Annotated in this window: 19 protein-coding genes; 1 reads left to right on the top strand and 18 read right to left on the bottom strand. The window is 44.3% G+C overall.

Features of this window, described 5'->3' with window-relative positions; translation table 11 throughout:
• Nucleotides 1–31: 31 nt before the first annotated feature.
• The 15 genes from nusB to spoIIIAA all read right to left on the bottom strand — a co-directional run bounded on the left by nusB (nt 32) and on the right by spoIIIAA (nt 11,957).
• Entirely contained in the window at nt 32–427 is a 396-nt protein-coding gene (gene nusB / locus LKD42_RS02670; RefSeq protein WP_147631790.1) for a transcription antitermination factor NusB, read from the bottom strand.
• A 102-nt stretch (nt 428–529) separates the two neighbouring features.
• The gene (locus LKD42_RS02675; protein WP_022119914.1) at nt 530–913 is read right to left on the bottom strand and encodes an Asp23/Gls24 family envelope stress response protein; all 384 of its coding nucleotides are present in this window, start codon (nt 911–913) and stop codon (nt 530–532) included.
• A gap of 77 nt (nt 914–990) precedes the next feature.
• Entirely contained in the window at nt 991–2,580 is a 1,590-nt protein-coding gene (locus tag LKD42_RS02680) for a peptide chain release factor 3 (protein ID WP_248834744.1), read from the bottom strand.
• A 167-nt stretch (nt 2,581–2,747) separates the two neighbouring features.
• Nucleotides 2,748–3,752 (bottom strand): RpnC/YadD family protein, encoded by a 1,005-nt coding sequence (locus tag LKD42_RS02685; RefSeq protein WP_248834745.1) that lies wholly within the window; start codon nt 3,750–3,752, stop codon nt 2,748–2,750.
• Nucleotides 3,753–3,916: 164 nt separating this feature from the next.
• Nucleotides 3,917–4,948 carry a HEAT repeat domain-containing protein gene (locus tag LKD42_RS02690; RefSeq protein WP_248834746.1) on the bottom strand — a complete coding sequence of 344 codons (1,032 nt, stop codon included), beginning with the start codon at nt 4,946–4,948 and terminating at the stop codon, nt 3,917–3,919.
• A 106-nt stretch (nt 4,949–5,054) separates the two neighbouring features.
• Nucleotides 5,055–5,696 (bottom strand): hypothetical protein, encoded by a 642-nt coding sequence (locus LKD42_RS02695; RefSeq protein ID WP_248834747.1) that lies wholly within the window; start codon nt 5,694–5,696, stop codon nt 5,055–5,057.
• Nucleotides 5,689–6,627 carry a hypothetical protein gene (locus LKD42_RS02700; protein ID WP_215660452.1) on the bottom strand — a complete coding sequence of 313 codons (939 nt, stop codon included), beginning with the start codon at nt 6,625–6,627 and terminating at the stop codon, nt 5,689–5,691. The genes LKD42_RS02695 and LKD42_RS02700 overlap by 8 nt, the downstream gene beginning before the upstream one ends.
• Before the next feature lie 152 nt (nt 6,628–6,779).
• Nucleotides 6,780–7,475 (bottom strand): SpoIIIAH-like family protein, encoded by a 696-nt coding sequence (locus LKD42_RS02705; protein WP_283094952.1) that lies wholly within the window; start codon nt 7,473–7,475, stop codon nt 6,780–6,782.
• Between the two features lie 20 nt (nt 7,476–7,495).
• A complete protein-coding gene (locus tag LKD42_RS02710; RefSeq protein WP_147631782.1) occupies nt 7,496–8,083 on the bottom strand; it encodes a stage III sporulation protein AG in 588 nt (195 codons plus the stop codon).
• A gap of 5 nt (nt 8,084–8,088) precedes the next feature.
• A complete protein-coding gene (locus LKD42_RS02715) occupies nt 8,089–8,607 on the bottom strand; it encodes a stage III sporulation protein AF (protein WP_178089200.1) in 519 nt (172 codons plus the stop codon).
• 17 nt (nt 8,608–8,624) lie between these two features.
• Complete coding sequence (locus tag LKD42_RS02720) at nt 8,625–9,869, bottom strand: stage III sporulation protein AE (protein WP_248834749.1); 1,245 nt, start codon at nt 9,867–9,869, stop codon at nt 8,625–8,627.
• Complete coding sequence (locus LKD42_RS02725; protein WP_248834750.1) at nt 9,869–10,249, bottom strand: SpoIIIAC/SpoIIIAD family protein; 381 nt, start codon at nt 10,247–10,249, stop codon at nt 9,869–9,871. The genes LKD42_RS02720 and LKD42_RS02725 overlap by 1 nt, the downstream gene beginning before the upstream one ends.
• The gene (spoIIIAC, locus tag LKD42_RS02730) at nt 10,246–10,440 is read right to left on the bottom strand and encodes a stage III sporulation protein AC (protein WP_022119227.1); all 195 of its coding nucleotides are present in this window, start codon (nt 10,438–10,440) and stop codon (nt 10,246–10,248) included. The genes LKD42_RS02725 and spoIIIAC overlap by 4 nt, the downstream gene beginning before the upstream one ends.
• A gap of 18 nt (nt 10,441–10,458) precedes the next feature.
• Nucleotides 10,459–10,977: a stage III sporulation protein AB gene (locus LKD42_RS02735; RefSeq protein WP_173866558.1), complete on the bottom strand. Its 519-nt coding sequence runs from the start codon at nt 10,975–10,977 to the stop codon at nt 10,459–10,461.
• On the bottom strand, nt 10,971–11,957 hold the full coding sequence (spoIIIAA, locus tag LKD42_RS02740) for a stage III sporulation protein AA (RefSeq protein WP_248834751.1): 987 nt from the start codon (nt 11,955–11,957) through the stop codon (nt 10,971–10,973). Before spoIIIAA ends, LKD42_RS02735 begins: the two co-directional genes overlap by 7 nt.
• 637 nt (nt 11,958–12,594) lie before the next feature.
• On the opposite strand from spoIIIAA, the gene arcC reads away from it, so the two are divergent.
• Complete coding sequence (gene arcC / locus LKD42_RS02745; RefSeq protein ID WP_248834752.1) at nt 12,595–13,527, top strand: carbamate kinase; 933 nt, start codon at nt 12,595–12,597, stop codon at nt 13,525–13,527.
• A gap of 93 nt (nt 13,528–13,620) precedes the next feature.
• Here the strand turns inward: arcC and LKD42_RS02750 are convergent, their stop codons facing one another.
• From LKD42_RS02750 to LKD42_RS02760, 3 genes are all read right to left on the bottom strand, one after another.
• Complete coding sequence (locus LKD42_RS02750; protein ID WP_248834753.1) at nt 13,621–20,070, bottom strand: NPCBM/NEW2 domain-containing protein; 6,450 nt, start codon at nt 20,068–20,070, stop codon at nt 13,621–13,623.
• A gap of 349 nt (nt 20,071–20,419) precedes the next feature.
• Entirely contained in the window at nt 20,420–20,953 is a 534-nt protein-coding gene (locus LKD42_RS02755) for a hypothetical protein (RefSeq protein WP_248834754.1), read from the bottom strand.
• Nucleotides 20,954–21,014: 61 nt separating this feature from the next.
• Complete coding sequence (locus tag LKD42_RS02760) at nt 21,015–22,265, bottom strand: leucine-rich repeat domain-containing protein (RefSeq protein ID WP_147631775.1); 1,251 nt, start codon at nt 22,263–22,265, stop codon at nt 21,015–21,017.
• Nucleotides 22,266–22,276: the final 11 nt, after the last annotated feature.

The following is a 22,276-nucleotide window of genomic DNA, read 5'->3' on the forward strand; positions in this document are numbered from 1 at the left end:
CCTCTTTTGTCATCCGGCAGTCAAGGGCTCTTTATACTAGTTTAGCCAGAACGCCGTTAATAAATGCAGAAGAGGTATCGCCTCCGAAAATTTTGGCAAGCTCAACTGCTTCGTTGATCGCAACTCCCTGTGGGATATCGTCATCATACTTCATCTCATAGACTGCAAGACGCAGCAGAGTAAGCTCTACTTTCCCCATACGGTCTGTTCTCCAGCCCTTTGCCGCTTCATTGATCTGCCCGTCAATCTGTTCCAGATTTTCTTTGATCTTCTCATATTTTTTTCTGATATAAGTAAGGTCTTCCTGTTTTGCATCGGAAATCCCTTCGTAATACATCATTTCCTGCTGTTCAAGCTCCTCTTCCTTATAGAACTCTGTCAGAAAGAGTAATTTAAAAATATGTTCTCGTTCCTCTCGTCTAGTCACTTTTTCCTCCGCTGTCTTTAAAAGAAAACGTAAAAAATCCGATCACCATCCGGAGTTTAAGTACGCCTTGGGAACGGACTTTTACGCTGCTTTTAAGCTGTTTTATTTTTCTTTTGATATGCTTACATTTGCAATCTGGATATCAACTTTCTCTACTTCAAGACCGGTCATATTCTCGATCGCTGCTTTTACCTTTTCCTGAACCTTTTTGCAGGTCTTCGGTACGCTGTATCCATATGCAATGTTGAGTGCCACATTTACATTTACAATACCGTCTTCTACCTTTACACGGATCCCTTTTGACAGGCTCTTCTTGCCCAGTTTGCTGACCAGTTCGTTTGTGATATTGCCTGCCATACTGGCAACGCCCTCTACTTCTGTGGCAGCCAGTCCTGCGATGATCGCCACAACTTCATCTGCGATCTGAACCTGTCCCATGTTTCCGTTTTCCAGTGTATATCCGGTCTGATTTTCATCTTTTTCCATGATGTAAACCCTCCTGTCTTAGAATTCTTTGCATCTATCGCTATTATAACACCCGAAAGGTATTTTGCAAAGCTTTTTTAGTTTCTTCCAAACTCGGTCAGCACCAGACCTTCGTTTCGATCCAGTGTCATTCCGATGCTCCAGGAATTTACCCACAGAAGCAGCGGATTGCCCTTTAAGTCTTTGATCTTCTTCATATCGGATGTTCCGACCAGCTTGTTGAGGTCGATATCCTTGTTCTCGATCCAGCGGATGTACTCATACGGAAGGGTTTCCATACGGATCTCCACGTTGTATTCATTCTCCAGGCGGTACTTCAGTACCTCAAACTGCAGAACGCCGACAACGCCGACGATGATCTCTTCCATACCGGTATTGTACTCCTGGAAGATCTGGATCGCTCCTTCCTGTGCGATCTGCGTGATCCCTTTGACGAACTGTTTTCTCTTCATTGTATCGACCTGACGCACTCTCGCAAAATGCTCCGGTGCAAACGTCGGAATGCCCTCGTAGGCAAATTTTTTGCCCGGCATACAGATCGTATCTCCGATGGAAAAGATGCCCGGATCAAACACACCGATGATGTCACCTGCATAGGCCTTGTCCACGATATGACGCTCCTGTGCCATCATCTGCTGCGGCTGGGAAAGACGCTGCTTACGGTTTCCCTGCACATGGTAAACTTCCATACCGGCATCAAATTCTCCGGAACAGATTCGCATAAATGCAATACGGTCACGGTGAGCCTTGTTCATATTTGCCTGGATCTTAAATACAAAAGCAGAAAAATCCTCTTTGATCGGATCGACCACGCCGATATCTGCCGTTCTCGGAAGCGGCGAAGTTGTCATCTTCAGGAAATGTTTCAAGAAAATCTCCACTCCGAAGTTTGTCAGGGCAGAACCGAAAAATACCGGGGAGAGTTCTCCTTTGCTGACCAGCTCCTGGTCAAATTCTGCACTTGCACCGTCCAGAAGCTCGATTTCTTCAAGCAGCTGTGCTTTCTGGTCACTTGTCACGATCTCATCGATCTCCGGAGAATCCAGCGGGATCTTTCTTGTCTCGCCCTCTTTGGTACCCTTCTCTGTATCGGTAAAGACGGTGATCTTCTGGCTTCCACGCTCATAGACACCTTTGAAATTCTTTCCGGAACCGATCGGCCAGTTGATCGGGCAGGTCGCAATGCCAAGCTCCTTTTCGATGTCATCGAGCAGATCGAAGGTATCATTGGCATCACGGTCCATTTTATTGATAAAAGTAAAAATCGGAATATGACGCATCACACAGACTTTAAACAGCTTTCTGGTCTGTGCCTCTACACCCTTGGAAGCATCGATGACCATGACTGCAGAATCTGCTGCCATCAGCGTACGGTACGTATCCTCTGAGAAGTCCTGATGACCCGGTGTGTCCAGGATGTTGATACAAAAACCATCATAATTAAACTGCAGCACGGAGGAAGTTACCGAAATACCTCTTTCTTTTTCAATTTCCATCCAGTCTGAGACTGCATGGCGTGCCGTTGCCTTTCCCTTTACAGAACCTGCCAGATTGATGGCACCTCCGTACAGCAGGAATTTCTCTGTCAACGTTGTTTTTCCGGCATCCGGATGCGAAATGATCGCAAAAGTTCTTCTTCTTTTAATTTCACTTGCTATATCAGCCACTGTGCTTCCTCCATGTTCTTTGTTCTATTGATCTGTTTTATCCTATAAGATTGCTTATTTCAGTAAATCTGAAACTTACAATCCACTTTCACTGCCTGCTCACGAATGCAGCTGCTTCACGAGCTGTATTCAAACAATCGCTATTTTAACAAGCAAGTTTCAAGCTGTCAAGCAAGCGGCCATACTTTTCCCATTTCCTGTGCAATCTCTTTTATCTTCTCCAGAGAATAACCGGTATACCGCATGATTTTATCGGTCGGTTCCGCTTCCCGGATCATCATCTGTGCAAGGTTATGGCTCTTCTGTTCTATTCCAGACTCGATTCCCTGTTCGATTCCCTGCTCTATTCCACGTTCTATTACCAAGTCTGATAAATTACACATAAGGTTCATCTCCTTTCCCAACTCATTGTCCATTCTCATCTGATATATTTCTTCCAGCTCTTTTTTCTTTTCCAGATAGGTCTTTTGTTCTGAAAACAGTGTATTTAACATTCCTAAAAGTTCATCGTTTGTTTCCATTGTTTCATTCAGTGCAATGATCACTACCGATAACTTATCATATGATTCCGGTCTGTCCGGCAATCCTGAGATAATATCCTGCTTTTTAATAGAATATTCTGATATTGCATTTCCAATTTTCTTTGGTGCTTGCATGCAAACCCAGATAGAGTACACTTTCTTCATATCATCGTACTTTGAATGTTCAAACTCTGTCCCAAGCTGTGCTGAAATCATTCTGGCATCATAAAAAATTCCTCTTGTCACGATTTCATATCCCGGATAGTAAGATTTCTGTGCTTCCAGATTCACAATCATGCGAATATGCCCTTCTTCATTCGGAATATGTACATAAAAACGGATATCGTAATAAATTTCTCCCTCATCCGCCACTTTATCTTCATTGGCAAGTCCTGCAATTCTCTTTTCCTCTTCCATATGCAGTACTCTTTTTTGATTTGTTTTTCCCGGATCAATCGATACCACTGCTATCTCAGGTGTACCTTCTATGCAAGGTATAATTTCTTCTACTGACATTCCTGCAAATTCTTTGACCGTACGTGCCAGAATCCGTGCAAGGATTTCTTTCTGGCTTAAAACACGTTTACATTGCGTATCATAACGCACTTTCACATCTGCCGAAGCCATGGCTCTTGAAAGTTCATTTTTCATTCATTTCTCCTGTCATTATAAAATATTCTGTTAGCTTTTTCAATATTTAGGGATTCTGACATGCCTGATTAAAACGACAGTCCCGGAACAGAATGTTCCTGTTTGATTTTATGTTTTCTATCATAACATACTTTTTAATAAATGACAGGAGTTCCCCTGATATTTTACAGTTTTTTAAGATTTTCCTCTATCTGACATATCATTTCTTTGGCTTCTTCCCAGCCGATCTGTTTCTTGTCAAAATCCTGATATCTTGCATAAATTTTCTGAAATGGATATGCTTTTTCATCGAGATGTATTCCTATCGGAATCAGATAATCGTACTTACACAGTTCTTCTATCGGAGAAGAACACTGGTAGCGTGTGATGTCATCTTCTTGCATCAAAATATCCAGCACCCACTTCTCAATTTTTCCGGAAGGATGTAATCCTGCGGAACGGACATACATTTCTGTTTCTTCTTCTCCCATATATTCAAGAAGTTGTGTGACTCCACTGTTTTCTCGATCCAGAAGCAGTATCTTGATTGGTTCTTTTGTCTGGATGTATTTTTTAATATCTTCTTTCTGATATTCATATTCCAGGCTGTCAATCGCTTTTTCCAGGCCGGCATTGATTTCTTCCTGATTAAAAATACTTCTCATATCCTTAGCAGTCTGAATTGCAGATGCTTTTACATAATAATCATTGCTATGCTCTAACATATAGAAAAGACGGTCAAATCCTTTCTTCCCTCTTGCTAGAATTTTATTTTCCTCATAAAACAGCCTTACCCAGGTCTTTTTTTCTTCTGCCTCCATTGTTTCTGCAAAACGCAGATATGCTCTCATGCTCTTTTCGTTCCACGAAAAACAGTTCACCCACACCTGAAAAAAACTCAAAACGGCATACCCCCGCACCCGACTCCTTTTATCTTCCATCAAATCCCGCAGACGACTCAGGCTTCTCCTTGTTCTCCCTATACAAAGAGAATCTGTTGCATCAACACACACCAGTTCCGCTTTATCATATGTCAGATTATAAAGAAGTCTTTCATTCTCCGGCGTGTACCAGCCAACCAGAATTTCTGCTGCCGTCCACCGTACATCCTGTTTTCTGCTTTTGAGACATTTTCGCAAAAACTTCATCTCTTTTTCATTCAGGATCAGATATTTATCATTCAATTCTTCGATTCTTTTTATTTTTGTTTTTATCACTGTGTCCCCTGTTCCCACATATAGTTATGATTCTATTATTCCTATGATGCCTTCTATTATTTTTTATAGGACTACAAAAATCAAAAATCTTCGTAGCCCCATATTTTTAAATCAAACGGCAGTATTCTCTCTCTACCTTGCCTTCATCTGAAGTAACATATTGCAAGATACCACCTTTTTCGTTGAAAATCATGCTAAAATCCAACTCTTCAAGATACTTTTCTACATACACGGCTAATGTTTTCATTTCTCCTGCATAAAAGCAATCCTTAAACCAGCCATTACTTCCAATCATATAACCCTGAACTTTGTTGTCTGCTTTTTTCAACTCATTCTTAAATTCTTTTTCAGATATCGCTTTTACTGTATTTTTGTTTAATATTTCCGGTCTTTTCGCCAAAAATTCCCAAAAAGCTTCTCTTTCATTTTTACGATATCCCTGCTTTAATTTTTTCCTGCATCGTTCCTGATATTGGGAAATGATATACCTTTGAAGTGCAAATTTCTCTGCTTCCTCATCCCTAATACAAAGCAAAACTTCACCCTCTTTTATCCATTTTTCCAGAGGATATCCACAATAAAACAGTGCCAGCATTTCTTCACTGTTTTTACAGAAATAATCTTTATCAACATGAAGCATGTAGCATTTTTTCTTTTCAATCCACGTAATGCTTATTTCATATAATTTTGTTTTTCCGTAAATCAAGAAAGAATTCTGCTTCGCTACATATCTTTTAAACTCATCCATTTTCATTTTCCAGATTTATCTTTCCTTTCATCTCCAGTGGAAATACCGGATACATGATCAATTTTTCATCTGCCTTTGTCAGCCATTCTTTCATTTCCGGACTATAAATTAAAATCCTTCTGGCATGTCCGTATGTATATTCATACGTTGCATTGACATGCTCCCATTTTCCCAGTTTTTCTGTATCCAGATAAATATTATGAAATCCCGCATCTGGTTCTTTTTGAACTCGCACTTTTTTACAGTGACTGCATGCTTCTGTTGCCCTGTAGCTTTCACATTGAAAGGCTCCCTTTCCCAGTACATTTTCTGCTTTTAACTGATATCCTGCAACTTTTTTCAAAACTCCGCTGTAATATGCCGGAATAAAATTCTTTTGGGACAGTCCTTTTTCTATAAGATATTCATACATTGGAATGGTCACAAACATATCTAACTGTCCCGGGCGGGTAAACACTGCTTTTCTTCTGTTCAGATCCTCCAGTTGCTTTTTCTTTTTAAAGGTATATTCTTTGTTCTGGAAAAAAGTTTCACACTCCGGGCACAAACTTTCATATACCTTTTTCTCATTTTCTTCAAATTCATATCCTGCCAGGTCAATATAATATCCGATCGCATTTTTCTCTTCTTCCTGCGTATATTTCGGTATATAAGAGCACCAGATATCCGGTTCTATGATATCCAGCAATTCATCGTCATCTTCTTCCGTATCTTCATCGTACTGAAATACCTGATCAATTTCTTTCTTTAATTCCATAAGTTCTCTGTAGACTGCCTTCTTAATGTCCACGGTAAACGTATATCTTTCCATGGAACTGTACAGTTTTTCTGCCTTGCATCCCAGCTTTTGCATCAGATTTACTGCTTTCTGCGTGTAGATGGATTCATCTTCTTTATCAATATCAATTCTGAATTTTGCGTATACTTTCATTTGACTTTTCCCCTTATTAAGATACAAATTTTATATATGATGCTATTATAATAAACTTTTTATGACTTTTGGCATCTTTTTTATTTTCAACATTGATAGTGCAAAAAATCCATATCAAAACAGCAGCATGCTTTTGCACACTGCTGCCTTTTTCACTCACTCTGCATGGTGGTGATCACGATATTCTCACCGGAAATTTCGGTCTTGCGTTTTACGATATCTTCGATCTGTGCCCGCTGTGCATCGGTGATCTCGCTCTGTCCGATGACCACATCGACGCTGCCGTCTGTGATGCTCACGACTGCACCTGCAAATCCTTTGGATTCGAGCAGAAGCTCTGCTGCCGCTTCTTTTTCTGCGTTCTCTGTGAGGGCGGTCATATCGTTGACTGCATTTTGTTTCTGTTCTTCGGTCACGTTTTCGTTGTTGATGATCTCAAGCAGGGTTTCTTTGTTTTTGGATCGTACCTGCTCTCTGGTCAGTTTTGCCTGAGCCGCAAAGCTGCTGCCTGTTCCTGTGCTGGTAAGTACTGCCTCGCCCGGCGTGTCGGTCACTTCTTCGGATGCAGTGTCCGTTCCGGCATCTGTTTCGCTCGCCGACAGGGAGGCATCGCTCATACCATCGGTTTCGCCTGCCGCAGCTTCTCCTAAATAAACTTCTCCGTCCGCCGAGTCGGTAAGGGTGATGTCCTGATCCAGGCTGTCGATATCGGTAAGTGTGGCTTCGGTCTCTGTTGTGGATGCCGGCAGTGCATTTTCACCGAGTTTCGTACCCGAATAATTTAGATAGCCTGCCACTGCGACTAATGCCGCCAGAGCTGTGATGATGATCTGGTTTTTCTTCCACATATGTTTCACATCTCTCCTCCTTAAACCTTCTTCATTACTTTGATTTTATGCACTTCAATCCCAAATAATGCTACGACCGCATCGGTAATATCTGCTGCTGTTTTTGCATTGTTTCCGCCATCTGCCGCCACGATCACACCTTCCACTTCCGGCTCTGTGATTTCTTTGACATACGGCGTTTCCGCTCCGTTTTCCTGCTTTTCAAAAACCGTGTTCTCTTCGAAATCCTGTGCATCCGCCGTGCTTTTGTCGCCGGACTGATCCTGTGTATTTTGACTGTTTGAGGTTCTTGTGTCCTTTTCCACAATATACGCTCCGCAGGAACGTAAGGTAATCATCACTTTGACTTCCCCCACTCCGTCCACTTCCCGAAGCACTTCTTCAAGCCTTTGTTCCATCCTCTGTGTCCGTTCCTGTGCCAGATCTTCTGTATTTCTTACGTTGTTTTCAACTGCCGGTGCATTGGTTTTTGTCTGTGTGTTCTGCTTTTTGCTGCTGTTATCCGGCCAGGTGATCACCAGAAGCAAAAGTCCGACAAGAAGACCGATCAGCACCGGACTGCCCTTTTTTCCTTTGCATTTCTCCCAAAAATCCAGCCACTGTTTCATGCGGCTCATCCCCCCAAAAAGACCACTTTATCGCTGCTGATCTGATAAATTTCCCAGAGTTTCTGTAAAATCTGCTCCTGCACCGCCTCTTTTTGCTGCAGATCCTCATACCCCCCGGAAATCGTTACTTTGCGGATGCCCTCTGTCTCTTCGGATTGAAATACAACCTTCGCTTTTGTCCCTTTCATCCCCTCCCCGTCTGCCGTCTCTTCAATCTGACGCTGCACTTCCTTCTGACAGGCTTCCGTCAGAACACGGCTCCTTAAGTCACTTAAATTTTCTTGTTCCATCCGGATCGAATCCCACTCTTCCAGCTGCAATGCCTGCTGCCACTGCTTCTCAAATACTGCCGTCAGATGTGCCTGATCCGTCAGCGGACTGATCAGCAGGATCAGAAACAGGACACCGCAAAACAGCCGAATGTATTTCTGATAATGGTTATCCGGAAGAATCTGCTCTGCAAGCTGCATCAGACACAGGCAGCACAGGATGCTCCGTACCCAGCTTCGAATCTCTGCCGACATCTTTTCTCCCCTTTCTTCTATTTTCCAAGCGATGCGGTGACAATGGCGATCGTCAGGAAAAACAGCATACTGCAGGACATCATGATCTTCAGAAGCAGCCCGACTCCTTCTGCAACTGCCGCCACACATTCGTTGAGCCGTTTGTCGCCGACCGGCTGCACTAGGGCCGCCATCGCCTTATAGATCAGTGTGCAGAACGCCAGACGGCACACCGGTGCCAGACAGAGCATCAGAACAGCGATCATCCCACACACACCGACGGCATTCTTCAGAAGAACGGCAGAACCAAGCACCGTATCCGTCACGCTGCCAAACAGGTTGCCAATGCCGGGGATCGCCGATACGGTGCGGCTGACGGCTGTATTTTTCAGCCCGTCAACGGCCGGAAGGATCAGTCCCTGAATCACCTGAAATCCGATCGCTGCCGCTGTCATGCTCTTCATTACCCATTCGATCACCGTACGCACAAGTTCTGCCAGATGCGAGAGCCTGTCATCCTTTGAGAGATGGTCGAGCAGCAAAAACAGGACATAAAGCTGCACGCCGGGCAGAAGAAGATATCTTTGCACCCACTGCACTGCTGCGATCAGCAGGATCGCCGACTCGTAAAACGCCAGCCCTCCAACGCTGTTCCCCGCAAAAACGGCCGCCGCAAAATAAGACGGCACCAGAGCTTTCATAAAGCCATTGACTCTGCCAAGCGTTGCATCCGTCATCCGGCTCATTCCGGTAAATCCCTTCATCAGAACTGCTGCCAGCATCAGATACATCATAAAAAAGCTGATCAGTGCTGTACCGTTCTTTTCCATGAGATCCGTGAAATTCAAAACAAGTGCCGCCACGATCACCAGTAAAAACACCTGCAGTGCCGTCTCTTTTTGATTTTTCCATTCCAGAAGCAGTGCATCAAAAACCAGCGTTTTCAAAGTTGAAAGATTCAGCGGGATTTCTCCCCTGATCAGGCTTTTCAGTGCATCCGCAAAACGAAAACTGCTCTCTTTCTCCAGATCTGCAAGGCTCTCTTCGACTTCCTGTAAATGAAACGCCTTTATATTAAGGAAGTCTTCCGCTCCGGTCTGTAATTCTTCTGCTGTATCCTGTCCCTGATCTTTCTCCTGCACCTGTGACGCTGCCATGATCACCGCCGTTTTTTCTGAAAGAACGGCCGCCTCGCACACCTGCTTCTGCCCCGCCCCCATCAGCCATCCTGTAAAAAGCAGCAAAAACACATAAATACGATATTTCTTCATATATTTTACCATCAGGCAAGACAGCTGCGGATCGTCTCAAACAGTGCCAGCAAAACCGGTGTCCCTGTCGCCAGCACCGAGATCTTTCCGAAAAATTCAATCTGTGAGGAGATTGCCCCATATCCCGCATCTTTGCAGATGCCTGCCGCAAAATCCGCCACATAGGTGATACCGATCATTTTGAACAGGATCTTCACATAAGCATCCTTTATGTTTGTGTAGCTTTGCAGCTGCTGCAGGCTTTCTGATAAATACCTCAGTTTTTCCACTGCACAGAAAAAAATAAGCATACAGGAAGCCATGCTGATCAACACGGCAAACACAGGTCTGTTATCTTTGAGAAACAACGCCAGTAAAATCCCGGTAATCCCAAGAACTGCAATTTTGATCACAGTGCAAACAACTCCTTTATGCTCTCAAACAGCTGGCTGATATACGGCAGCACCCAGAACAGCACCAGTACCAGCCCTGCAAGGCTTGCAAGATACGCCTGTTCTTCCCTGCCGCTGTGCTTTAAGACCTGACCGAGCACCGAGACCAGGATCCCGACCGCTGCGATCTTAAACAGCAGATTAACACTCATCTCCATCTCCTCTCTCTGTCAGTAAAGTAAAATGACAAGAAACGCACCGGCACCAAACCCCAGACATCGAAACATTTTTTCTTTCTCCCGGTATTCTTTTTTTGCCTGAACACACGCATCACTGACCTGTTCCAGGTAATAATCCAGTGTTTTTTTCTGCATCGCTACATCCAGATAACCGAGCTGACCGCCAAGCGTCCGAAGGCTTGCAAGGTCACTCTCCTTTAAGGCAGTACCTTTCAGATCCATCTCCAGCTGCTTTTCAAAGATCACACCAAGATTCGCTTCTTCTCCTTTTTGCATCTTTTCCTGCACATGTACCAGAAAATCTGAAAGCGGCTGTGAAACCCGCTTTGCAATGCTGCCAAACGCCTCATCCAGCATCGTATTCGCATAGCCAATTTCCGCCGAAAGCATAACCGTCATGCGACGCAGCTCTTCCAATATGTGAATTCTCTTTTTCATTTCCGCACAGATCAGGCATCCTGCCGCAAAACAGCTGAACATGGTAAGGCCTGCCCCGAACAGTTTCAGCATACCACCCCCTCCTCCCCGTAGAGTCTGGTCCCTCTGCCGTCAAAAATCCCCCACACTGAGCCGATTTTTTTCTTGCCGTTCAAAATAATATAGCGGTCAAAAACGTGTTCCTTTACCATCTTCTGAAGGAGCGGTTTTTTCTCAATGTCTTCCACCGAACTGCCGTGAACCGTCGCAATCAGGCGGCAGCCGCAGTTCAGCACCGATTCAATCGCCTTGATATCGCCGTAATCCCCGATCTCATCGACTGCCACCACTTCCGGTGACATGGATCTGATCAGCATCATCATGCCTTCTGCTTTCGGACAGCAGTCCAGCAGATCCGTCCGTATACCAAGATCATTCTGCGGAACGCCCTGGTAAGCTCCTCCGATTTCTGAACGTTCATCCACCACACCGACATTCTTTCCCTCACACCAGGCATTCCCGTTTGAAATCTGACGGATCACATCACGCAGCAGCGTAGTTTTTCCGCAGCACGGCGGCGAAATGATCAGTGTATGGCAGACTTCCCCATTCTCCACAATAAAAGGCATTACTTTATCTGCACAGCCTTCTACCTGATGAGCAAGCCGAATGTTCAGAAACGAAATATAACGGATACTCCTGACCTTCCCTTCCTCCATCAGGATCTTCCCGGCGACACCGACACGGTGTCCGCCCTGGATCGTTAAAAATCCCTGCCGCAGTTCATCTTCGTAAGCATAAAGCGAGTACCCGGCAATGTACTCCATCGTTTCCATCAGCTCACAGCGATCCACGTAATGAATATTTTCTTTCTCATACTGCTCATTTCCGTTACACCGCAGAAGTTTCCCCTCTTCTGTGAGCTTGTATTCTTTTCCCCGCTGCCGGATCATCAGCGGACTGTTGATCCTCATCCGGATCTCCTGCAGCTCGGCAAAATTCAGATCTGCCTTCTGCAGGATCCTCCTCACCGGAAGCGAAAATATTTTAAAAAATCCGTCTGCACATTTCAATGTCCTCACCTCTTAGGACATACTATGCTCAGGCGGATATTGTTATGAGTACTTATGATGTCCGAAAAAAGATTCATCCGGACACATCGCAGCGTTCTCTTTAAATTTACACAAAAAAATCAGGAGATATGTCTTTCTCGTCAACATATCTCCTGTTAATGATGTTCTGCTATTTCCATTGGACTTCTTACCTTTCTTTCATTTTCATCCTGTCCGCTTCTGTGTTTTACAAAAGAAGATGTAGTTTAAGTTTTTGGTGGACTGTACCTCTCTTTCTTAGATTCTTTTGATTTTAATTCTTTCTGTTTTTTTGAATTTGCCCTTCGCTTTCTTAATCACTGAAGTTGAATGACTGCTTTTTTATTTTTGATGTAGTGCTATGTCTTCATTGGACTGTCCTCCTTGTTTTTTGTTTCTCTCTTTTGTTTTGTTGTCTTTATTATAGGCGTTCTCCTTTGATTTGTCAAGCACTTTTTTAAATATTTTTTTGTTATTTTATAATTGTATTTATTTAATATATTTTTCAGATATTTTACGCGGTTTCTTCGTATTTCTTATTGATTTTTTCGCTGTAGCCTGATAAAATGATGCCAGAAAGTCTACTATTGAAATCCAACGAGAAACGAGGTAATTTTGCATGAAGAAAAGAATCGTAATCGCTCTCGGACACCGTGCCCTCGGCACCACACTTCCGGAGCAGAAAAAGGCTGTCAAAACATCCGCAGCTGTGCTGGCTGATATGGTGGAAGAAGGCTATCAGCTGGTGATCACACACAGCAATGCACCGCAGGTCGGCATGATCCACACTGCAATGAACGAATTCGGCAAAACGCATCCGGACTACACAGTCGCTCCGATGTCCGTATGCTCCGCCATGAGCCAGGGTTACATCGGCTACGACCTGCAGAATGCAGTCCGTGCCGAGCTTTTAAAACGAGGTATCTTCAAAACCGTATCTACGATCCTGACACAGGTGATCGTTGATCCTTATGACGATGCATTCCACCATCCGGTCAAAGTGATCGGCCGTTACATGGATGCCAAAGAGGCCGAGGCAGAAGAACAGAAAGGCAACTATGTCAAAGAAGAGCCTGGCAAAGGTTACCGCCGTATCGTTGCTGCCCCGATGCCAAAGAGCATCGTAGAGATCGATGCGATCAAAACACTGGTTCAGAACGACCAGGTTGTTATCGCCTGCGGAGGCGGCGGTATCCCGGTTCTGCAGCAGGGCAATGAGCTCAAAGGTGCAAGTGCCATCATCGAAAAAGACTACGCCAGCGGAAAACTCGCAGAAGGCGTGGATGCAGATATCCTGATGATCCTCACAAACGACAAGATGGTTGACATTGACCGTGACACCGAGCATCCGAGATTTCTGGAACATATTACGGTAGAAGAAGCAAAAGAACATATCGCAGCCGATCAGTTCGGTGTAAATTCCATGCTTCCAAAGATCTGTGCTTCCGTTGATTTTATCACAGCCGGAAAAGGACGCTCTGCAATCATCACAAATCTGGAAAATGCCATCGATGCCCTGAAAGGCAAGACCGGAACCATTATCACAGAGTAAATTAAAATGCCAAAGAAATACACCGCACGTTTCCATGCGGTGTATTTCTTTTTGCTGTTGAACTCCAGCTAAGATGAAGTTTTTGTTGTCACACTATTTGATCTTTACGCTCTTTTTCTGGCCTTTGCCCTTCAGCAGGGATCTGTATGCTTTCTTTTTGCTCTTCGGCACTTTGATGACTGCTTTTGCAGAGATGTTTTTCAGTGCTCCCTTGCCTACGGAAGTCAGTTTCTTGCTCTTGATCTGGATGCTCTTCAGTTTGCTGTCGCCTGAGAATGCATTCTTGCCAATCTTGGAAACGTTTGTTCCAATCGTCACTTTTTCCAGTTTCTTCATACCCTTGAATGCATTTGCTGCGATTGATGTTACGCTTACTTTTTCACCGCTTATTGTCACGGCTGCTGCTACTTTCAGGGTACGTACCTTCCTGGACTCTACGCCGTATGCTTCTGCCAGTTTCTTCTGTGCATTGATCACACGGTATTTCACATTTCCGGATGTAACGGTATCTCCGACTTTCAGTGTTTTTTCCGGTTTTGGCTCTTCCTGATTCTGCTGTGCTTTGAGTCTCTCGATCTCAGCCTGAGCCTGTTTCAGTGCTGCTTCTGCTGCTTCTTTTTCTTCCTGCAGTTTCTTGTAAGCTGCATCGCTTTCTTCTTTCTGCTTCTTGGCAGCAGCTTCCAGCTCCAGGATACGTGCTCTGTAATCATTTACAGATTTCTCAAGATCTGCTTTTTCCTTCTTCAGCGTACTTACTTCTTCTTTTGCGGAAGCCAGTTCACCGTTCAGTTTTGTGATCTCAGCTTCTTTGGCTGCGATTTCAGATTCTTTGGCATCCACGCTGTCCTGAAGTTTTTTCAGATCATCCTGTGCCGTTTTCAATTCGCTCTGCAGTTCTGTCACTTTTGCATTTGCTGTCTTCAGCTCTTCATCCTTCTGTGTCAGCTCGTTTTCTTTATTCTGAAGTTTCTTTAAAACTTCCTGATAATCTGCTGCATCCGGAACTTTCAGTCCCTGTACGGCTGCCTGCAGTGCTGCTACCTGTGCATTGACCGCTTCCTGCGTTACTTTCTTGTCTGCATATACAGCCTCTGCATTCGCAAGTGCTTCCTGCAGTGCTTTGTAAGATTCTACGGTATAATCTGCTTCTTTTAATGCTTTTGCAATGTCAAGTGTCTGTTTCAGTTCACTCTTGTCTGCCGCATTCGGATCTGGTACATGAATCAGTTTTGCATCTGCCCAGTCGCCATTATCATGTGCATTATTTTCAACTTTATCCATGAACAGAACCAGATTTTTCTGGATGCCGGAAATATCAATGCTGATATGTTCTGCATCGCTATAGCTGTCTAATTTCGCAGAGCGATAAATCTCTGTTCCCTGGATATTTCCATCCGCATCTACTTCACCATCATAGATCACGAAATAAACACCATCACCGTTCTGTTTCTTTGCTGTCTTGAAATAGTCAATGCCGACATATGCCTGGAAATAAAGTTTTTCGTTTTCTTCTAACTGTGCTTTGTAAGAAGATACATCATACTCAACTGTTGCATCTGCATTTGCACCAAGACCTTTGCTAAAGTAGGTCTGTTCGCCATCGACACTCAAAGAGATCGCTCCGGAAGATGCTCCGTTACAGTACTGATTTTTCATGACACTTTCCCATCCGGACTGTGCATATTTCCAGTCAATGTCAGAAAGGTAAGTCACTTCTCCGGTGATCGGACGCTCATTTACTTTAACGGTGATCGCTGTGCTTGTCAGATCTGCGGATGCTCCCGTGGTATCTTTTGCTGTCACATTTTCCAGTCCTACGCTGTAGCTGCCAGGCTGTGCATCTGCTTTTGCCTTCATGGTGATCGTTGCAAAATCACTTGTAGATGCCGGGATTCCGGCTTCGTTTTTCAGTGTGTAAAGAATCTTTCCGTCTGCTTCTGTGCTTGTCAGCGTACCTTCGATGCCATCATTCAATGCAACCGTCGGTGCTTCAAAGACATCTGCATCATAGGAAACGCCAAAGCTTACTTCACCTAACAGGTTGTCTGAGGAAAGGTTTGCAAGTTTTGCGTTCATTGTCAGGTTCTTGCCCTGTACCACAGCATCTTCGCCTTCGAGTACCAGGCGTGCACCAAGCTTTTCGGTACTTAATTTCACAGATGCTTCTGTGATCTCCATGTTGCCGGATGTTGTATAAGGTGTTGCATTTTCCATGTACACACGGACTTTTGTTGTGTAAACCGGTTTGAACTGCATCACTGCCGGTGCTCCGGATTCTTTCACGGTACTCTGTGCGGATACCGGTGCCCAGTCTGCACCGTTCCAGTACTGTGCTTCCAGCACTTTCGGGATTGCACAGTAGCGGCTCTCTTTGAAGTTCAGGGTGATCTGGTTGAGAACCTGGGCTTCTTCCCAGTCAAATTCTACATATTCATTCTTTCTGGATGCACTGTTTGCAGGAAGCAGTACCGATGCACCTCTGCTGTAAGCATTGGTCCAGCTTGTGCTGTCATTTCCATCCAGCATATTCTGCGGATAATTCTTATCAGATCCTGTGAAGGATGCCGTTGCACTTGCTTTGCCCGCTGCCAGTTCCACATCGGTTGCCGCATCATCACTTTCGGTGATCGCTGCCTGTGCGGTAAGCTTGCTGCCCTCGATCGTTCCTTCTGCTTTTCCGTCTTTTACTTCAGACCAGGTTACTTTTTTGAGCAGGCTGTAATCTCCTGCACTGCCTGTATAGTTTACTTTTACTACAGACGGAAGTGTCACACTCATACCGGTCGGTACCGTTACATTCACTGCATCAACCGATTTTTCGGTTCCGGTCACTTCTGCTGCCTTCGGTGCATCTCCGGTTCCGTCTGCTGTTACTTTCAGTGCGACCTGTGTTGTCTTTAAATTGTCAGAAGAAATGGTCAGCAGAGCATCGCCTGCTTCTTTTTCTGATTTCAGAATCACGAGTACTTTTCCGTTGTAAGCCATTCTTTCAGAATAGCTGCTCTTATCTACGTTATCGTATTTATAGAGTTCTGCACTTTCCTGTTTTCCGTTGTCCACGCCGACGATGGAAGCTTTTCCGCTGACTGCAAATTTCACCAGGTTATCTGCATCCGGTACCATATTTCCATTTTCATCGACTACGGTACATTCTACATAAGAAAGGCTGGTTCCGTCTGCTTTGAGAACGGTCTTATCTGCCACTGCCGAAATGGTATACGGTGTGGAAGATGTGCTTACACTGTCTGTTGCCACCATTTTGCCGTTTTTGTCATAGGCTTTTACTTCCAGTGTACCTGCCTGATACGGAACTTTCCAGGTCAGGTGCAGTTTTCCGGAATTTAACTCGCCGTCATCAAGAACTGCTCCGTTGCTGGTGTAACCGCCAGGGTTGGTGCTGTCACCCCAGGTCTTATCGTCCTGTGTTTTTTCTGATGTTTCATAATATTTCTTGCCGTAAGCTGTTTCTTTTTCATCGAAACTCTTCTTGCCGAGAGACTCGCCGTTTAAGAACAGCTCTGCACTTGGCTGGTTGGTATTTACCCATACTTCTACTTCTTCGCCGTCATGCCACTGATCCCAGTTGGTCGGAAGCAGATGTACCATCGGAGTGCTTGTCCACTGGCTCTGATATAAATAGAAGGAATCTTTTGCAAAACCTGCGGTGTCGATCGTACCGAAGGAAGATACACCTACCGGGTAAACACTGTACGGTGTCGGCTCGCCGAGGTAATCAAATCCGGTCCAGATAAACTGTCCGATAAAGCTCTTGCGGTCACGGTCTTTTTTCAGACCATATTCATTGGACATCGTCCAGGATGCAAAGTCGTTGTCATAGTTGGAACCGCCTCGTTTGCCCGGAGTCTGATTGATACCGGTGTTCGTAAACTGCGGATCCAGGTAAACACCTCTTGATGAAGTCTGAGAAGAAGACTCGGACTCGAAGAAGAAGGTCTTTGTTGCTTTTTCAAGCAGTGTGCCATCACCGATAGCGTATCTGCTGATCAGTCCGTCTACGGATTTTGCTGTATTGTAGTTCAGTCCGTATCCGTCCAGTACCTGGTTTACATAACCCCATACCTTGTTTGCTGCCGGAACACTACGCTCCTGGTCACCGCCCATCAGCACGTAACGTGTGCCGTCTGCTGCATTGACATTGCCCATCAGACGGACTGCCTCGGTATATTCATTCATGCCTTTTGGATTTACGCCAAGCAGATCGTATTTGGAAACATCATACCAGGATGGCTGACTTCCCACGCCGCGGACTTCATTACCGATCGACCATGCGATCACAGAAGGTTCATTCTTATCGCGGTTTACCATTTCCTGTACGACCCAGTCACTCCAGGTCAGTTTTGCACCATCGTAGTTTACGCCCGGTGTCGGAAGCTGTGTATAACCGTTCGGTTTCAGTCCTGCCCAGTCAGACGGTACTTCCTGGAAGAAGAAATTACCAAAATCATACGTTGCTTTTGCTTTTCCCCATCCGTCAAAAGCTTCCTCTACCACAAGGATACCTTTTCTTCTGCAGACTTCGATTGCCTGTTTGGATGGCGAGCAGTGGGAAGTACGGTATGCATTGACACCCATTGCCATCAGTTTGTCAAATTCACGGTCATAGGCATCGCTGTAGCTTGCTGCTCCCAATGCACCGGAATCGTGATGCAGGTCAACACCCTGAACTTTTGTATACTGTCCGTTTACATATAAGCCACCGCTTGTCGGATCATTGGTCGTCTCTTTGACTTTTACCCAGCGGAATCCGTATTCGGTTTCTTCCGTATCGATCAGCTGATATCCATCAGAAGAACCGTTGATCTCCTGATAAAGATCTACTTTTACCTTATACAGATACGGTGTACCCAGGTTCCACGGATACCAGAGATTTACATTGGAAACCTCAACAGCATCTCTGTCTTTCAAAGACAGGGTAAATGCAGTACTTGGGTTGATCGCTGTTTTCTCTGTACTCTTCTTTGCTACTTCTTTGCCATCTGCATCCAGCACGGTTACTTCCATATAAACGTTGGAGTTTGTAGAATCAGAATAACCGGTTGCTTCTATATTCAGTGCACCTGTCTTGGATGCTGTATAATCGTCCTCCAGAGTCGGGGTTGTCAGTGTGATGCCGTTGCGGTTGAAATGTGCCTGATTGTCGATCAGCAGATGTACCGGGCGGATGATACCACTGCCTGTGTACCAGCGGCCGGACGGTGACATGTTCTGTACTTTCACAACCAGTACGTTCTCTTCGCCGTATTTTACTTTTTTCGTGATATCCAGTGCAAATCCGGTATAACCGCTCGGATAGCTGCCGATCTTCTCACCGTTTAAGTAAACAACGCTGTTCTGATATACGCCTTCAAAGTCAAGAGAAATTGTCTTGTTTCCGGACATGGATGCCGGCACAGTAAATCTCTTACGGTAATAGCCAAGTCCGCCTTCCAGATAAGCCTGTGCATCGGAAGAACTCTTTACTTTTTCACCTTCAATACTGAAATCATGCGGAACATCTACCGTTCTCCATCCGAGGTCATTGAAACTCGGATCAACAATCTCGTCTGTTGTGTAATCTCCGGCATCTTTGACACCTGCCGCTGCGAAACCGCCATCAGCGACTTTCGGTGTTCTCGTAGCCAGATAGAACTGCCAGTTTGCATCAAAATCAACGGATCCAAGAGAACCTTCCGGAACTTCCTGAACCAGACCGGATGCATCCAGAACCTCTACATTCATCACTGCATCGTATGCGGTTCCTTCTACGGTAACTGTTCCGTTTACCGTAAATGTCCTGCCTGCTGTTTTGGTATCTACCTTTGCAAGCTCATCGCTGTTCCATGTCACATCAAACAGTGCATTTGTTCCGTCTGTATACAGAACGGTTGCCTGTGTCGGTGCGGTAAAGGTACTTCCAACGATCACTTTCTTTGTGATATCTGCAACTTTATCTACCGTCTTTGGTCCTGCTTCAGATTTGCGGTAAAGTTTTACATTGTCCATATCGAGGTACTGACCGGTTACGGTACTGTCAATGCTGATCTCACAGGTTCCATCCTCACCTACTTCAAACATATCGGTTGTGTAAGTCACCCATTCGTTCCATTTATTTGGTGTGACTGCAACCGATTTTCCGCCTGCTGTCAGTGTGGTGGTATGTGTTCCCGGATCATTTCCGCCGGTTGCATCGATGGATGCCTTGTAAGTACCCGGCACCAGTCCTTTTACTGTCTGCGAACATTTGTAAGTTTTCGTTACACTTGTGTTCTTCTTGCTGCACACCTCATACATGGTGGTTTGGTTGTTTGTCATCGCAGCACTTTGAAATAATTTCCAGTAATAATCCAGATTTTGAATGTCACCGGTAAACGTCCATGCCGTTTCCCCGGACTCAAAATCTCCGTTTGGAACAGTGACTTCTACAAACGTATCATCATCTGCTGCCATAACGACTGGTCCGATGTTTCCGACTGCTGTGGTAAACACCATGGCAAACGCCAGTAAAAAGGACCAGAATTTTCTGAGCTGTCTGTGTTCTTTCATTCCCTTTCCCCATCCTTTCTTTGTTTATAGATCCCGGTGCTGAACGCACCAGTTTTCGGGTTTTCATTTCTCTTACAGACTATCAGTTTTTTCTGATCCTTTCCATAATACATTCTATAGATTTTGTTTTCATTCTATAGATTTTATTCAATTTTTTATTGTTTTTTAGTAAACTGTTTATCTCAGTCGAGAAGACTCCCACTTCTGCAAGTGGTGAGTAATAACAAGTCTTTCTCAGTGGGAGTACAATCTCCGACTGAGATAAACGCTCCGCGAGGGCACACATTGTCCAGTGGACAATGGTTTTGTGCCGACCGGAACGAAGTGTAGAATGTGCAGTGATTCTGCTTTAATCCTGAAACGCAATCTGATAATAATCAATCATTGCTTCCTGTGCTTTCGGAACTCGTACAACCATCACATATGTTTTCACGATTGCCGGATAGGACACGCCTGGTTTATCCATGTTTCCGCTTCTCTCGATCTGGATTTCACCGACCAGTTTTCCTTTTGCATCGAACTTTGTTACCATGGCCTTATACTTATAATTCATATATGGTGAAAGCAGCTGCGGAACAAGCACGATGCTCTTTTTCCTGAAATTCGTTCCGGCATACTGTTTTTTTAACATTTTTCTGAGGCCTTTTTCCTGCTTTTTCTTCAGCACCGTCTGGAACTTTTTAAATTCTTTTTTGGTACGAATCGTTTTCTTTTTGATTCGCCAGGAATCATTTTTCCACTGGTAAATGGTTCCGTTCGTTTTGCATACCATTTCTTTTTTTACAACATTTTCTGCCGCCGCTTTTTGATTTTTTCTGTCCTTTGCTGCTGCCGGAACCCCTGCCAGCAAGACCATAGCAAACAGCAGACATATCAGTCTCATCTTTTTTCTTACATTGTTTCTCATTTGCTACACTTCCCTTCTTTTTATAATATTACATTTTTTATTTCTTTTTCACCTTCAGAACGGTATTGCAGACTACCTGAACGTTTCTCTTCTGCTCTTTACTGTATTTGTAGAGGTTTACCTGAACTTTTGCTCCGCCCCATTTTTTCAGGTTCAGTTTTTTCAGTTTGAAGTATCCGTTCTTATCTGCCTTCACGCATTTGGTTGTCTTTCCTGTTTTCAGATTTTTCAGTTCAACATAAGCTTCCGGGAATGCATAGCCGGATATCTCTTTTGTTTTTACAGAAATCTCGTTTTTCTTTTTCGGATTTACCAGCTTGATCGTGCGTTTTAATTTCTGGAACTCTTTCTGATCTGACAGCCATGCCTTTTTGTTTTTACCGCCTGTCAGAAATCTTTTCGGAAGTTTGGCTGCCAGTTCTTTTTCGGAAAGAAGATTATCTGAAAAATCGCAAAATACATACTTCAGTTTGCTGAACTGTTTCAGGTTCGGTAAAGTCTTGATTTTATTGCAAAATGCATATATCCGTTCCAACTTTTTCAGATTTTTGATTTCTTTTATATCTGTCAGTCTGTTTTCTGAAACACCAAGCTCTTCCAAATTTGTCAGTTTTTCAATCCCTTTCAGGTTCTTGAGTCGATTTTTTCCGACTTCCAGTTTTTTAAGCTTAGTGAGATTTTCAATTCCTTTCAGGCTGGTCAGCTGATTGTCATATAGAAAAATATCTTCCAGATTTACTGCACTTTCAATCCCCTGAAGGCTGGTCAGTCGATTACCGTAAACATTCAGAGAACGAAGATTTTTCAGTCCCTGAATTCCATCCAGACTGCGGATCTTATCTCCCTCAAAAGTAAGATAGACCAGCGATGGCAGGTTTGCTACTTCTTTTATGCTTGTAATACCACTATACGATACATTCAGTGCATCAAGTTTTTTCAGTCTTCCATCCAGACCTTCCAGACTGGAAAGCTGCCACTGATCCTGGATTTTCAGAGTTTCCAGATTTGTCAGATAACCGATTCCTTTCAGACTTTCCATAGGTATTTTTTTATAATCTACAATTTCCAGTTCTTCCACACTGGATGCTTCCTGCTCTGTAAAAGTATCGGTACTTTGCTTGCCAAGTACTTTCAGAATATTCTGATAAAGTGTCTTATCCGGAATACCGCTCTCATTGTTTTCGATCACATCCGTCGGTGCGGCATGTGTCTGGATCATCGGCATCATCATTACAAACATACTGGCTGCCGCTATCATCGCCGCTTTTTTCAATTTTTTCATTCCCATCCTTTTTCCTC

The sequence above is a fragment of the Hominisplanchenecus faecis genome (assembly GCF_020687205.1).
Lineage (GTDB): Bacteria > Bacillota > Clostridia > Lachnospirales > Lachnospiraceae > Hominisplanchenecus > Hominisplanchenecus faecis.